The organism is Pseudescherichia vulneris NBRC 102420, from assembly GCF_000759795.1.
Lineage (GTDB): Bacteria > Pseudomonadota > Gammaproteobacteria > Enterobacterales > Enterobacteriaceae > Pseudescherichia > Pseudescherichia vulneris.
Genome location: NZ_BBMZ01000008.1, coordinates 293,550 through 307,661 on the forward strand (window position 1 = coordinate 293,550; position 14,112 = coordinate 307,661).

The 14,112-nt window shown below is 59.3% G+C and carries 12 protein-coding genes; all 12 read left to right on the top strand.

Going from position 1 to position 14,112, the window contains the following annotated elements:
- Nucleotides 1-576: 576 nt before the first annotated feature.
- The 12 genes from mraZ to EV102420_RS07300 are packed head-to-tail and all read left to right on the top strand — an operon-like array spanning nucleotide 577 to nucleotide 14,111.
- Nucleotides 577-1,035: a division/cell wall cluster transcriptional repressor MraZ gene (gene mraZ / locus EV102420_RS07245; RefSeq protein ID WP_042390438.1), complete on the top strand. Its 459-nt coding sequence runs from the start codon at nucleotides 577-579 to the stop codon at nucleotides 1,033-1,035.
- 2 nt (nucleotides 1,036-1,037) lie between these two features.
- On the top strand, nucleotides 1,038-1,979 hold the full coding sequence (gene rsmH / locus EV102420_RS07250; protein WP_042390440.1) for a 16S rRNA (cytosine(1402)-N(4))-methyltransferase RsmH: 942 nt from the start codon (nucleotides 1,038-1,040) through the stop codon (nucleotides 1,977-1,979).
- Nucleotides 1,976-2,341: a cell division protein FtsL gene (ftsL, locus tag EV102420_RS07255; protein ID WP_042390442.1), complete on the top strand. Its 366-nt coding sequence runs from the start codon at nucleotides 1,976-1,978 to the stop codon at nucleotides 2,339-2,341. Before rsmH ends, ftsL begins: the two co-directional genes overlap by 4 nt.
- A gap of 15 nt (nucleotides 2,342-2,356) precedes the next feature.
- Nucleotides 2,357-4,123: a peptidoglycan glycosyltransferase FtsI gene (ftsI, locus tag EV102420_RS07260; RefSeq protein WP_042390443.1), complete on the top strand. Its 1,767-nt coding sequence runs from the start codon at nucleotides 2,357-2,359 to the stop codon at nucleotides 4,121-4,123.
- Nucleotides 4,110-5,597: a UDP-N-acetylmuramoyl-L-alanyl-D-glutamate--2,6-diaminopimelate ligase gene (gene murE / locus EV102420_RS07265; RefSeq protein ID WP_042390446.1), complete on the top strand. Its 1,488-nt coding sequence runs from the start codon at nucleotides 4,110-4,112 to the stop codon at nucleotides 5,595-5,597. Before ftsI ends, murE begins: the two co-directional genes overlap by 14 nt.
- On the top strand, nucleotides 5,594-6,952 hold the full coding sequence (gene murF / locus EV102420_RS07270; protein WP_042390447.1) for a UDP-N-acetylmuramoyl-tripeptide--D-alanyl-D-alanine ligase: 1,359 nt from the start codon (nucleotides 5,594-5,596) through the stop codon (nucleotides 6,950-6,952). The genes murE and murF overlap by 4 nt, the downstream gene beginning before the upstream one ends.
- Complete coding sequence (gene mraY, locus EV102420_RS07275) at nucleotides 6,946-8,028, top strand: phospho-N-acetylmuramoyl-pentapeptide-transferase (protein ID WP_042390449.1); 1,083 nt, start codon at nucleotides 6,946-6,948, stop codon at nucleotides 8,026-8,028. Before murF ends, mraY begins: the two co-directional genes overlap by 7 nt.
- A gap of 2 nt (nucleotides 8,029-8,030) precedes the next feature.
- A complete protein-coding gene (gene murD, locus EV102420_RS07280; protein WP_042390450.1) occupies nucleotides 8,031-9,347 on the top strand; it encodes a UDP-N-acetylmuramoyl-L-alanine--D-glutamate ligase in 1,317 nt (438 codons plus the stop codon).
- Nucleotides 9,347-10,600: a cell division protein FtsW gene (gene ftsW / locus EV102420_RS07285; protein WP_042390452.1), complete on the top strand. Its 1,254-nt coding sequence runs from the start codon at nucleotides 9,347-9,349 to the stop codon at nucleotides 10,598-10,600. The genes murD and ftsW overlap by 1 nt, the downstream gene beginning before the upstream one ends.
- The gene (gene murG / locus EV102420_RS07290; RefSeq protein WP_042390453.1) at nucleotides 10,597-11,664 is read left to right on the top strand and encodes an undecaprenyldiphospho-muramoylpentapeptide beta-N-acetylglucosaminyltransferase; all 1,068 of its coding nucleotides are present in this window, start codon (nucleotides 10,597-10,599) and stop codon (nucleotides 11,662-11,664) included. Before ftsW ends, murG begins: the two co-directional genes overlap by 4 nt.
- A gap of 55 nt (nucleotides 11,665-11,719) precedes the next feature.
- Nucleotides 11,720-13,198 carry a UDP-N-acetylmuramate--L-alanine ligase gene (gene murC / locus EV102420_RS07295; protein ID WP_042390455.1) on the top strand — a complete coding sequence of 493 codons (1,479 nt, stop codon included), beginning with the start codon at nucleotides 11,720-11,722 and terminating at the stop codon, nucleotides 13,196-13,198.
- Complete coding sequence (locus EV102420_RS07300) at nucleotides 13,191-14,111, top strand: D-alanine--D-alanine ligase (RefSeq protein WP_042390457.1); 921 nt, start codon at nucleotides 13,191-13,193, stop codon at nucleotides 14,109-14,111. Before murC ends, EV102420_RS07300 begins: the two co-directional genes overlap by 8 nt.
- Nucleotide 14,112: the final 1 nt, after the last annotated feature.

The following is a 14,112-nucleotide window of genomic DNA, read 5'->3' on the forward strand; positions in this document are numbered from 1 at the left end:
CAGATATATGACGTCCGTTCGCGTATTAAGGTAAATTAACGTTCGGATTAATCCTTAAAATCCATAGGCCGCTATTTTTTAAATTTCGCCTTATTCTAAAAACGCCTTTTTTTAGGGAGAAAGGAGGTAACGGCGCGTTAATTTTGTATTGTTTTGTTACATCTAACTGGGGGCTGCTGAATTAATGACCTTTTCTTTAGTATGACAATTCACTTCTGCTCGTAACAGCCCATCTGACGTCGCTCCGCCTGCAACTGTCGCTGTTAACCATTGACAATATGGCTTAAAATGCTGCCCGCGTCGCAAACTGACACTTTATATTTAATCCGTATCGTGGCCGAGGTCTTTCACTGGCTCATGCGGAGGCATTATTTTTTTTGCAAATATTCATGACGTTAATTTGCAGCGCATGTTGAGCACATTTTGTGCGGGCCTGCCGTCCACGATTAATCGTGGTTCTTTCGGACTCGTTAGCCTCAGTGCTGGCTTGACAAGCTTTTCCTCCGCTCCGTAAACTCCCTCGGTGGGGATTTGTGGGATAAAGTGGTGAAAGGTTGATTTTGAGGTGAAACTGGCATGTTCCGTGGGGCAACGTTAGTTAATCTCGACAGTAAAGGTCGGTTGTCCGTGCCTGTTCGCTACCGGGAACAACTTGTCGAGCATGCTGCCGGTCAGATGGTCTGTACCATTGACATCCATCACGCCTGCCTGCTCCTTTATCCTCTCCCGGAATGGGAAATTATTGAGCAAAAATTATCGCGTCTGTCGAGCATGAATCCCGCAGAGCGACGCGTGCAGCGTTTACTGCTGGGACATGCCAGTGAATGTCAGATGGATAGCGCGGGGCGCTTACTGATTGCCCCCGTTTTACGGCACCATGCCGGACTGAACAAAGAAGTGATGCTGGTCGGGCAGTTCAACAAGTTTGAGCTGTGGGATGAAACGACCTGGTATCAACGGGTCAAGGAAGATATCGACGCTGAGCAGTCAGGCTCTGAACCACTTTCAGAGCGATTGCAGGATTTGTCTCTATAACGATGATGGAAAATTTTAAACACACAACGGTACTGCTGGACGAGGCCGTAAACGGTCTGAACATTCGTCCTGACGGCATCTACATAGATGGAACTTTTGGTCGCGGTGGCCACTCGCGCCTGATCCTCTCCCAACTTGGGGCGGAGGGACGACTGCTGGCGATCGATCGCGATCCTGAGGCGATTGCTATCGCCAAAACCATTGACGATCCACGCTTCACCATTATACACGGGCCTTTTTCCGGGCTGGCGGACTACGTTCGCGAGCGCGATCTCGCCGGTAAAATCGACGGTATTCTGCTCGATCTTGGCGTCTCCTCCCCACAGCTTGACGATCCTGAACGTGGCTTCTCCTTTATGCGCGACGGTCCGCTGGACATGCGTATGGATCCCACCCGCGGCCAGTCTGCCGCCGAATGGTTACAAACCGCTGACGAAGCCGACATCGCCTGGGTGATTAAAACCTTTGGTGAAGAGCGCTTTGGCAAACGTATTGCCCGCGCCATCGTCGAGCGTAACCGCATCGAGCCGATGACCCGCACGAAAGAGCTGGCCTCCGTGATTGCCGCGGCAATGCCGGTGAAGGATAAGCATAAACATCCCGCCACCCGCACCTTCCAGGCAGTGCGCATTTGGGTGAACAGTGAGCTGGAAGAGATAGAGCAGGCGCTAAAAAATTCCCTCGACGTGCTGGCTCCAGGGGGACGGCTGTCGATCATCAGCTTCCACTCGCTGGAAGATCGCATTGTAAAACGCTTTATGCGTGAGCAGAGCCGTGGGCCGCAGGTTCCCGCCGGGTTGCCGATGACCGAAGCGCAGCTCAACAAGCTGGGCGGCCGCTATCTGCGCGCCTTAGGCAAGCTAATGCCGGGCGAAGAAGAGGTGGCTGAGAATCCACGCGCCCGTAGTTCAGTGCTGCGTATCGCAGAGAGGACGAACGCATGATCAGCAGGGTGGCAGAGACGCTCAGTAAGGTAAAAGGGTCGTTAGGAAACACCGAGCGCCATGCCTTGCCTGGCGTGATCGCCGACGATCTTTTGCGTTTCGGCAAACTGCCGCTCTGCCTGTTCATCTGCATTATCGTGACGGCGGTAACGGTCGTTACGACCGCGCACCATACCCGTCTGCTGACGGCGCAGCGTGAACAGCTGGTGCTGGAGCGTGATGCGCTGGATATCGAGTGGCGCAACCTGATCCTTGAAGAGAATGCCCTCGGCGATCATAGCCGCGTTGAACGCGTCGCGACCGAGAAGCTGCAGTTGCAGCATGTTGATCCCTCACAAGAAAATATAGTAGTACAAAAATAAGGACTTACGCGACGCATGAAAGCAGCGGTGAAGACGCTTAAACCAAAACGTCAGGAAGAGCAGGCCAACTTTGTCAGTTGGCGTTTTGCGTTGCTTTGCGGATGTATTTTACTGGCGCTGGCGTTTCTGCTGGGGCGCGTCGCATGGTTACAGGTCATCAATCCGGATATGTTGGTGCGCCAGGGCGATCTGCGCTCGCTGCGCGTGCAGGAGGTCTCTACCTCTCGCGGCCTGATCACCGACCGCTCCGGCCGTCCGCTGGCGGTGAGCGTGCCGGTGAAGGCAATCTGGGCCGATCCGAAAGAGCTGCATGACGCTGGCGGCATTACGCTCGACAACCGCTGGAAAGCGCTGGCGGATGCGCTGCATCTCCCGCTCGATCAGCTTGCCTCCCGCGTGAATGCCAACCCGAAAGGCCGCTTTATCTATCTGGCGCGCCAGGTGAACCCAGACATTGGCGATTACATTAAAAAACTCAAGCTGCCCGGCATTCATCTGCGGGAAGAGTCGCGTCGTTACTATCCCTCTGGCGAAGTAACCGCTCACCTCATTGGCTTTACCAACGTTGATAGCCAGGGTATTGAAGGCGTTGAGAAGAGCTTCGATAAGTGGCTCACCGGCCAGCCCGGCGAGCGCATCGTGCGTAAAGACCGCTATGGCCGCGTTATTGAGGATATCTCCTCCACCGACAGCCAGGCGGCACACAACCTCGCCCTGAGCATCGACGAGCGCCTTCAGGCGCTGGTCTACCGTGAACTGAACAACGCCGTGGCCTTTAACAAAGCAGAGTCCGGCAGCGCCGTGCTGGTAGACGTTAACACCGGTGAAGTGCTGGCGATGGCGAACAGTCCTTCCTATAACCCGAATAACCTCAGCGGTACGCAGAAAGACGTGATGCGTAACCGTACCATTACCGACGTGTTCGAACCCGGCTCTACCGTGAAGCCGATGGTGGTAATGACCGCTCTGCAGCGCGGCGTGGTCAGAGAGAACACCGTCTTAAATACCGTGCCATACCGTATTAACGGCCACGAGATCAAAGACGTGGCGCGCTACAGCGAATTGACCCTGACCGGGGTACTACAGAAGTCGAGTAACGTCGGTGTTTCAAAGCTGGCGTTAGCGATGCCCTCCTCAGCGCTGGTAGAAACTTACTCGCGTTTTGGATTGGGAAAAGCGACCAATTTGGGGTTGGTCGGAGAACGCAGTGGCTTATATCCTCAAAAACAACGGTGGTCTGACATAGAGAGGGCCACCTTCTCTTTCGGCTATGGGCTAATGGTAACCCCGTTACAGTTAGCGCGAGTCTACGCAACGATTGGCAGCTACGGCATCTACCGTCCGCTGTCGATTACCAAAGTTGATCCCCCCGTACCGGGCGAGCGCATCTTCCCGGAATCCATCGTTCGTACCGTGGTGCATATGATGGAGAGCGTGGCATTGCCCGGCGGCGGCGGCGTGAAGGCGGCCATCAAAGGCTATCGCATCGCCATTAAAACCGGTACGGCGAAAAAGGTCGGGCCGGACGGGCGCTATATCAACAAATACATTGCTTACACCGCGGGCGTTGCGCCAGCCAGCCAGCCGCGTTTTGCGCTGGTGGTGGTCATTAACGATCCGCAGGCGGGTAAATATTACGGTGGTGCCGTTTCCGCACCGGTCTTCGGCGCCATCATGGGCGGCGTACTGCGTACCATGAACATCGAGCCGGACGCGTTAGCAACGGGCGAAAAAAGTGAATTTGTGATTAATGAAGGCGAGGGAACAGGTGGCAGATCGTAATTTGCGCGACCTTCTCGCTCCGTGGGTATCGAATCTGCCTGCGCGAGCTTTGCGGGAAATGACACTCGACAGTCGCGTGGCGGCAGCGGGCGATCTCTTTGTGGCGGTAGTAGGCCACCAGGCGGACGGGCGTCGGTATATCCCGCAGGCGATAGCACAGGGCGTGGCGGCCATTATTGCGGAGGCGAAAGGCGAAGCTGCCGACGGTGAGATCCGCGAGGTTCACGGCGTGCCGGTTATCTATCTCAGCCAGCTTAACGAGCGCCTCTCTGCGCTGGCCGGACGCTTCTACAACGAGCCTGCCGAGCGCTTAAGCCTGGTGGGCGTCACCGGCACCAACGGCAAAACTACCACCACCCAGCTGCTGGCGCAGTGGGCTCAGCTGCTGGGCGAAACCAGCGCCGTAATGGGTACGGTGGGCAACGGCCTGCTGGGCAAGGTGATCCCAACCGAAAACACCACCGGCTCCGCCATTGACGTTCAGCACGTGATGGCCGATCTGGCAGAGCAGGGGGCGACCTTTGCCGCGATGGAGGTCTCCTCCCACGGTCTGGTGCAGCACCGCGTGGCTGCCCTGAAGTTTCGGGCGTCGGTCTTTACTAACCTGAGCCGCGATCACCTCGATTACCACGGGGATATGGCGGGCTACGAATCGGCAAAATGGCTGCTCTTTTCTTCGCACCACTACGGCGAGGCGATCGTTAACGCCGATGACGAAGTGGGCCGCCGCTGGCTGGCTAACCTGCCGGACGCCGTAGCGGTATCCATGGAAGGGCACATCAACCCGGACTGTCATGGCCGCTGGCTAAAAGCCGAGGCGGTAAGCTATCACGACAGCGGTGCGACGGTGCGTTTCACCTCCTCCTGGGGCGAAGGCGAGATTGAAAGCCGCCTGATGGGCGCGTTTAACGTCAGTAACCTGCTGCTGGCCCTGGCCACGCTGCTGGCGCTGGACTTCCCGCTGAGCGACCTGCTGAAGACGGCGTCGCGCCTGCAGCCGGTATGCGGCCGCATGGAAGTCTTTAGTGCGCCGGGCAAACCCACGGTGGTGGTGGATTATGCCCATACCCCGGACGCGCTGGAGAAAGCGTTGCAGGCCGCGCGCCTGCACTGCACCGGCAAGCTGTGGTGCGTCTTTGGCTGCGGCGGCGATCGCGATAAAGGCAAGCGTCCGCTGATGGGCGCCATTGCCGAAGAGTTTGCCGACGTACCGGTCGTGACCGACGACAACCCGCGCACTGAAGAGCCGCGCGCCATCATTAACGATATTCTCGCCGGCATGCTCGACGCTGGCCGCGCCCGAGTGGTCGAAGGCCGCGCCGAAGCGGTGACCAGCGCCATTATGCAGGCGAAAGAGAATGACGTCGTGCTGCTGGCCGGTAAGGGCCATGAAGATTACCAGATTGTCGGCAACCGCCGTCTTGACTATTCCGACCGCGTCACCGCCGCGCGTCTGCTGGGAGTGGTGGCATGATTAGCGTAACCCTTAACGAGTTGGCCCAGATCCTGAACGGTGAGCTGTACGGCCAGAGTCTGACCATTGATGCCGTCACCACCGATACGCGCCAGCTGACGCCGGGCTGCCTGTTTGTTGCCCTGAAAGGTGAACGCTTCGACGCCCATGATTTTGCCGAGCAGGCGAAGGCGGGCGGCGCGGGCGCGCTACTGGTCAGCCGTAAGCTCGACTGCGATCTGCCCCAGCTGGTGGTGAAAGATACCCGTCTCGCCTTCGGTGAGATTGGAGCCTGGGTACGCCAGCAGGTGCCGACCCGCGTGGTCGCGCTCACCGGCTCCTCCGGTAAAACCTCGGTGAAAGAGATGACCGCCGCCATCCTTGGCGAGTGCGGCAATACGCTTTATACCGCTGGCAACCTAAATAATGACATCGGCGTGCCGATGACACTGCTACGCCTGACGAAAGCGCACCAGTACGCGGTGATCGAACTGGGGGCTAACCATCAGGGCGAAATTGCCTGGACCGTGAGCCTGACCCGCCCGGAAGCGGCGCTGGTCAACAACCTGGCGGCAGCGCACCTGGAGGGCTTCGGCTCGCTGGCGGGCGTGGCGAAGGCGAAGGGCGAAATCTTTACCGGCCTGCCGCTCGACGGCGTGGCGATCATGAACGCGGACAACAACGACTGGCTGAACTGGCAGAGCATTATCGGCGGGCGCAAAATCTGGCGCTTCTCACCGAACGCTGCCAACAGCGACTTTACCGCCAACAACGTGCATGTCACGTCGCAGGGGACCCACTTCACGCTGCAAACCCCGACCGGCAACATTGAAGTGCTGCTGCCGCTGCCGGGTCGTCACAACATTGCTAACGCGCTGGCCGCAACGGCGCTGGCGATGGCGGTAGGTGCCCCGCTGGACGCGGTAAAAGCCGGTCTGGCGAAGCTGAAGGCCGTACCGGGACGTCTGTTCCCGATCCCGCTTGCGGAAAATCAGCTCCTGCTCGACGACTCCTACAACGCCAACGTCGGCTCGATGACCGCTGCGGCGCAGGTGCTCTCCGAAATGCCGGGCTACCGGGTGATGGTGGTGGGTGATATGGCCGAGCTGGGCGATGAAAGCGAAGCGTGCCACCAGCAGGTCGGCGAGGCGGCGAAAGCCTCCGGCCTCGATCGCGTGCTGAGCGTGGGCGTGCAGAGCAAGGCTATCTCCGTCGCCAGCGGCGTTGGCGAACATTTTAACGATAAAGCTGCGCTGATTGCGCGCCTCAGGGCGCTGATTGTAGAGCAGCAGATTATTACCATTTTGGTAAAAGGTTCACGTAGTGCTGCCATGGAAGAGGTAGTACGCGCATTACAGGAGAACGGGACATGTTAGTTTGGCTGGCCGAGCATTTGGTCAAATATTATTCGGGCTTTAACGTCTTTTCCTATCTGACGTTTCGCGCCATTGTCAGCCTGCTGACCGCGCTCTTCATCTCTTTATGGATGGGGCCGCGCATGATCGCCCGCCTGCAAAAGCTCTCGTTTGGCCAGGTTGTTCGTAACGACGGTCCGGAATCGCACTTCAGCAAACGCGGCACCCCAACGATGGGGGGGATCATGATCCTCACCGCTATTGTGGTGTCGGTTCTTCTGTGGGCTTACCCCTCCAACCCCTACGTCTGGTGCGTGCTGGTGGTGCTGGTGGGCTACGGCATCATCGGCTTTGTCGACGACTACCGTAAGGTGGTGCGCAAAGATACCAAAGGCCTTATCGCCCGCTGGAAATACTTCTGGATGTCGGTCATCGCCCTGGGCGTTTCGTTTGCGCTCTATCTGGTAGGGAACGATACGCCCGCCACGCAGCTGGTGGTACCGTTCTTTAAAGACGTCATGCCGCAGCTGGGCATCCTCTATATCCTGCTGGCCTACTTCGTTATCGTCGGTACCGGCAACGCCGTGAACCTCACCGACGGCCTCGACGGCCTGGCGATCATGCCTACCGTGCTGGTGGCGTCAGGCTTTGCGCTGGTGGCCTGGGCAACCGGCAACATGAACTTTGCCAGCTATCTGCACATTCCTTACCTGCGTCACGCGGGTGAACTGGTGATCGTCTGTACGGCTATCGTCGGGGCAGGGCTGGGCTTCCTCTGGTTTAACACCTATCCGGCGCAGGTCTTCATGGGCGACGTCGGATCGCTGGCGCTGGGCGGCGCGCTGGGCATTATCGCCGTGCTGCTGCGCCAGGAGTTCCTGCTGGTGATCATGGGCGGCGTATTCGTGGTGGAGACCCTGTCGGTCATTCTGCAGGTGGGCTCCTTCAAGCTGCGCGGACAGCGCATCTTCCGTATGGCCCCGATTCACCACCACTATGAACTGAAAGGCTGGCCGGAGCCGCGCGTGATCGTGCGCTTCTGGGTTATTTCGCTGATGCTGGTCCTGATTGGCCTGGCTACGCTGAAGGTGCGTTAATCATGGCAGATTACCAGGGTAAACAGGTCGTCATCATTGGGTTAGGGTTAACCGGGCTATCCTGCGTGGACTTTTTCCTCGCGCGTGGCGTGACGCCGCGGGTGATGGATACGCGTAGCGCGCCGCCGGGGCTGGATAAGCTGCCGGAGTCGGTTGAGCGCCACCTTGGTAGTCTGAATGACGACTGGCTGCTGGCGGCCGATCTGATCGTTGCCAGCCCCGGTCTCGCCCTGGCGCACCCGTCGCTGAGCGCGGCCGCCGAAGCTGGCGTAGAGATCGTCGGCGATATCGAACTGTTCGTGCGTGAAGCCCAGGCACCGGTGATTGCGATCACCGGCTCTAACGGCAAGAGCACCGTCACCAAGCTGGTTGGCGAGATGGCGGAAGCGGCGGGCGTTAACGTTGGCGTGGGCGGCAACATCGGTCTGCCGGCGCTGATGCTGCTCGACAGCAACCGCGAGCTGTACGTGCTGGAGCTCTCCAGCTTCCAGCTGGAGACCACTTCCAGCCTGCACGCCGTGGCGGCAACGATTTTGAACGTCACCGAAGATCATATGGATCGCTATCCGTTTGGTCTGCAGCAGTACCGCGCTGCCAAGCTGCGCATTTTTGAGAATGCCAAAGTCTGCGTGGTCAACGCCGACGATGCCCTGACCATGCCGGTTCGGGGGGCGGACGATCGCTGCATCAGCTTTGGCGTCGACGTGGGCGACTATCACCTCAACCGCCAGCAGGGCGAAACCTGGCTGCGGGTGAAGGGTGAAAAAGTGCTTAACGTTAAAGAGATGAAGCTCAGCGGTCAGCACAACTACACCAACGCCCTGGCGGCGCTGGCGCTGGCGGATGCCGCAGGCCTGCCGCGAGCCACCAGCCTGAAGGCGTTAACCACCTTTACCGGCCTGGCGCACCGTTTCCAGCTGGCGCTGGAGCACAACGGCGTGCGCTGGATCAACGACTCCAAGGCGACCAACGTCGGCAGCACCGAGGCGGCGCTTAACGGCCTGCACGTCGACGGTACCCTGCACCTGCTGCTGGGCGGCGACGGTAAGTCGGCGGACTTCTCGCCCCTGAGCCGCTACCTGAACGGCGATAACGTGCGCCTCTACTGCTTTGGCCGCGACGGCGCAGAGCTGGCGGCGTTACGCCCTGAGATTGCCCAGCGGACCGAGACCATGGAGCAGGCGATGCGCCTTATCGCCCCACAGCTCAAGCCAGGAGATATGGTGCTGCTGTCACCTGCCTGTGCCAGCCTCGATCAGTTTAAGAACTTTGAACAACGGGGCGATGAGTTCACCCGTCTGGCGAAGGAGTTAGGCTGATGCGCTTATCACTTCCTCGCCTGAGGCTGCCACGCATGCCGCATTTGCCGGGACTCGGTATCCTGGAGTGGCTGTTTGCCGCGCTTAAAGGCTGGGTCATGGGGTCACGTCCGAAGGACGATGATAGCCTGGTCATGTACGACCGGATGCTGCTGTGGCTGACCTTTGGTCTGGCGGCGGTGGGCTTTATTATGGTGACCTCCGCATCGATGCCGGTAGGGCAGCGCCTGACCAACGATCCCTTCTTCTTTGCTAAACGCGATGCGCTCTATATCTTCCTCGCGTTTTGTATGGCGATGATCACCCTGCGCCTGCCGATGGAGTTCTGGCAGCGCTGGAGCTCGGCGATGCTGATCGCCTCTATTGTCATGCTGCTGCTGGTACTGCTGGTGGGGAGCTCCATCAACGGGGCATCGCGCTGGATTGACCTAGGCGTGATGCGCTTCCAGCCCGCAGAGTTCACCAAGCTCTCTCTCTTCTGCTACCTCGCCAACTACCTGGTGCGTAAGGTAGACGAGGTGCGTAATAACCTGCGCGGCTTCTTAAAGCCGATGGGCGTGATCCTCGTGCTGGCGGTGCTACTGCTGGCGCAGCCTGACCTGGGTACAGTGGTGGTACTGTTTGTGACTACGCTGGCGATGCTGTTCCTCGCCGGGGCCAAACTGTGGCAGTTTATCGCCATCATCGGGATGGGCATCTCAGCCGTAGTCCTGCTGATCCTCGCCGAACCCTACCGTATCCGCCGCGTTACCTCGTTCTGGAACCCGTGGGAAGATCCCTTTGGCAGCGGCTACCAGCTGACCCAGTCGCTGATGGCCTTTGGCCGGGGCGAGTTCTGGGGACAGGGCCTGGGCAACTCGGTACAAAAACTCGAGTACCTGCCGGAAGCACATACCGACTTCATTTTCTCCATTATCGGCGAAGAACTGGGTTATATCGGTGTGGTACTGGCGCTTTTGATGGTATTCTTCGTCGCTTTCCGCGCGATGTCTATTGGACGCAAAGCGCTGGATATCGACCACCGCTTCTCGGGTTTTCTGGCCTGTTCGATCGGTATTTGGTTTAGTTTTCAGGCACTCGTCAACGTTGGCGCGGCCGCCGGGATGCTGCCAACCAAGGGTCTGACGCTGCCGCTGATCAGTTACGGCGGTTCGAGTTTGTTAATTATGTCGACGGCGATCATGATGCTGTTGCGTATAGATTATGAAACGCGTCTGGAAAAAGCCCAGGCGTTTACACGAGGTGTTCGATGAGTGGGCAACCGAAGCGGTTAATGGTGATGGCAGGCGGCACGGGCGGGCACGTTTTCCCCGGCCTGGCGGTTGCGCACCATTTAATGGCCCAGGGCTGGCAGGTTCGCTGGTTGGGCACCGCCGATCGTATGGAAGCGGATTTGGTGCCCAAACACGGTATCAAGATCGACTTTATCCGTATCTCCGGCCTGCGCGGGAAGGGGCTGAAGGCGCTGCTGCTTGCGCCGCTACGCATCTTTAACGCCTGGCGTCAGGCGCGGGCGATCATGCAGCGCTTTAAACCAGACGTGGTGCTGGGGATGGGCGGCTACGTCTCCGGGCCGGGTGGCCTTGCTGCCTGGTCGCTGGGTATCCCAGTGGTGCTGCACGAGCAGAACGGCATTGCCGGGCTGACCAACAAATGGCTGGCGAAGATCGCTACCAAGGTGATGCAGGCGTTTCCCGGTGCGTTCCCACAGGCTGACGTAGTGGGTAACCCGGTGCGTACCGACGTGCTGGCGCTGCCGCTGCCGGCGGATCGCCTCTCTGGTCGTGAAGGGCCGGTGCGAGTGCTGGTTGTTGGCGGCTCGCAGGGCGCTCGGGTGCTGAACCAGACGCTGCCGCAGGTGGCTGCCCGGCTGGGCGATGCGGTGACGATCTGGCACCAGAGCGGAAAAGGGGCGCAGCAGACCGTTGAGCAGGCCTATGCCGATGCAGGTCAGCCGCAGCACCGCGTGACCGAATTTATTGATGATATGGCGGCAGCCTACGCCTGGGCCGACGTGGTAGTTTGCCGCTCCGGGGCGCTGACGGTGAGCGAGATCGCCGCCGCCGGGCTGCCAGCGCTGTTTGTGCCGTTCCAGCATAAAGATCGGCAGCAGTACTGGAATGCGCTGCCGTTAGAGCAGGCGCACGCGGCGAAGATCCTTGAGCAGCCGCAGTTTACCGTTGATTCCGTCGTCGAGACGCTGGCGAGTTGGGATCGCGTTACGTTACTGGGAATGGCCGAGCGCGCGCGCGCCGCAGCCATTCCTGATGCTACCGACCGGGTAGCTAAAGCCGTAAGCCTTGCTGCACAGGCTTAACCATCGCGACGCCTTTTGCGTCGCACGAATTTTAGAAGTTTATGGCGTTTAGAGAATGAATACACAACAACTGGCGAAACTGCGTTCAATCGTGCCCGAGATGCGTCGCGTCCGGCACATTCACTTCGTTGGCATTGGCGGGGCCGGTATGGGCGGCATCGCTGAAGTCCTGGCGAACGAAGGCTATCAGATCAGCGGTTCCGACCTTGCGCCAAACCCGGTAACGCAGCAGCTGGCCGCCCTTGGCGCGACCATCTACTTCAACCATCGCCCCGAAAACGTACGTGACGCCAGCGTCGTGGTGGTCTCCAGCGCCATCTCTGCCGATAACCCGGAGATTGTCGCCGCGAACGAAGCGCGCATTCCGGTGATCCGCCGCGCAGAGATGCTGGCGGAGCTGATGCGTTTTCGCCACGGCATCGCCATCGCCGGGACGCATGGCAAAACCACGACCACCGCGATGGTCTCCAGTATCTATGCCGAGGCCGGACTGGATCCGACCTTTGTTAACGGCGGCCTGGTAAAAGCCGCAGGCGTGCATGCTCGCCTGGGCCACAGCCGCTACCTGATTGCCGAGGCCGATGAGAGCGACGCCTCGTTCCTGCATCTGCAGCCGATGGTGGCGATCGTGACCAATATCGAAGCCGACCATATGGATACCTACCAGGGCGACTTCGAGAACCTGAAGCAGACCTTTATTAACTTCCTGCACAACCTGCCGTTCTATGGCCGGGCGGTGATGTGCGTGGACGATCCGGTATGCCGCGAGCTGCTGCCGCGCGTGGGCCGTCAGACCACCACCTACGGCTTTAGCGACGACGCGGACGTGCGGGTAGAGAGTTACCAGCAGACCGGGCCGCAGGGACACTTTGTGCTGGTGCGCCAGGACAAACCTAATTTACAGGTCACGCTGAACGCACCGGGCCGCCATAACGCCCTGAACGCGGCGGCGGCCGTTGCCGTGGCGACGGAAGAGGGGATTGACGACGAGGCGATCCTGCGGGCGCTGGAGAGCTTCCAGGGTACCGGACGCCGCTTCGACTTCCTCGGTGCGTTCCCGCTGGATCAGGTAAACGGCAAAACTGGCAGCGCCATGCTGGTTGATGACTACGGTCACCACCCAACAGAAGTGGATGCCACCATTAAAGCCGCGCGTGCGGGCTGGCCGGATAAGAATCTGGTCATGATTTTCCAGCCGCACCGTTTCACCCGTACCCGTGACCTGTACGATGACTTCGCCAACGTGCTGACCCAGGTGGACGCCCTGCTGATGCTGGACGTTTACGCCGCAGGCGAGACCCCGATCCCAGGCGCGGATAGCCGCTCCCTGTGCCGCACCATCCGTGGCCGCGGGAAAGTCGATCCGATTCTGGTTCCGGATGCGGCCCAGGTGGCAGCGATGCTGGCCCCGGTATTAACCGGTAACGATCTCATTCTGGTTCAGGGCGCAGGCAATATTGGTAAAGTCGCCCGTAGCCTGGCCGAGAATAAACTGAAGCCGCAGCAGTCGCAGGAGGAAGAGCGTCATGGCTAATAAAGTTGCAGTCCTGCTGGGCGGGACCTCCGCCGAGCGCGAAGTGTCGCTGAACTCCGGCGCGGCGGTGCTGGCTGGCCTACGCGAAGGCGGCGTGGATGCCCATCCGGTGGATCCGCGTGACACCGACGTCACCCAGCTTAAGAGCATGGGTTTCGACAAGGTCTTTATTGCCCTGCACGGTCGTGGCGGTGAAGACGGTACGCTGCAGGGTCTGCTTGAGCTGACCGGCCTCTCCTATACCGGCAGCGGCGTAATGGCGTCCGCTATCTCCATGGATAAGCTGCGCAGCAAGCTGCTGTGGCAGGGCGCGGGCTTGCCTGTCGCTCCGTGGGCGGCAGTGACGCGTAAAGAGTTTGAGCAGGGCCTGAGCGAGAGCGTGCAGCAGCACATTGCCAGCCTGGGCCTGCCGCTGATCGTTAAGCCGAGCCGGGAAGGCTCCAGCGTCGGCATGTCAAAAGTTGACGAGGCCGATGCGCTGCACGCGGCGTTAGCTTTAGCGTTTCAGCATGATGAAGAAGTCTTAGTTGAGAAGTGGCTGAGCGGGCCAGAATTTACCGTTGCAGTATTAGGGGAAGAAATTTTACCCTCAATTCGCATCCAACCCGCAGGAACCTTCTATGATTATGAGGCAAAGTATCTCTCTGATGAGACTCAGTATTTCTGCCCCAGCGGATTAGAAGCGGAGCGCGAAGCGCAGTTACGCGATCTGGTACTAAAGGCCTGGACCGTATTAGGCTGCCGTGGATGGGGTCGAATCGATGCCATGCAGGATCGCGATGGTCACTTCTATCTGCTGGAAGCGAACACCTCGCCGGGGATGACCAGCCACAGTCTGGTCCCAATGGCGGCTCGCCAGGCTGGATTAAGTTTCTCGCAATTGGTTGTACGAATTCTGGAGTTGGCGGACTGAT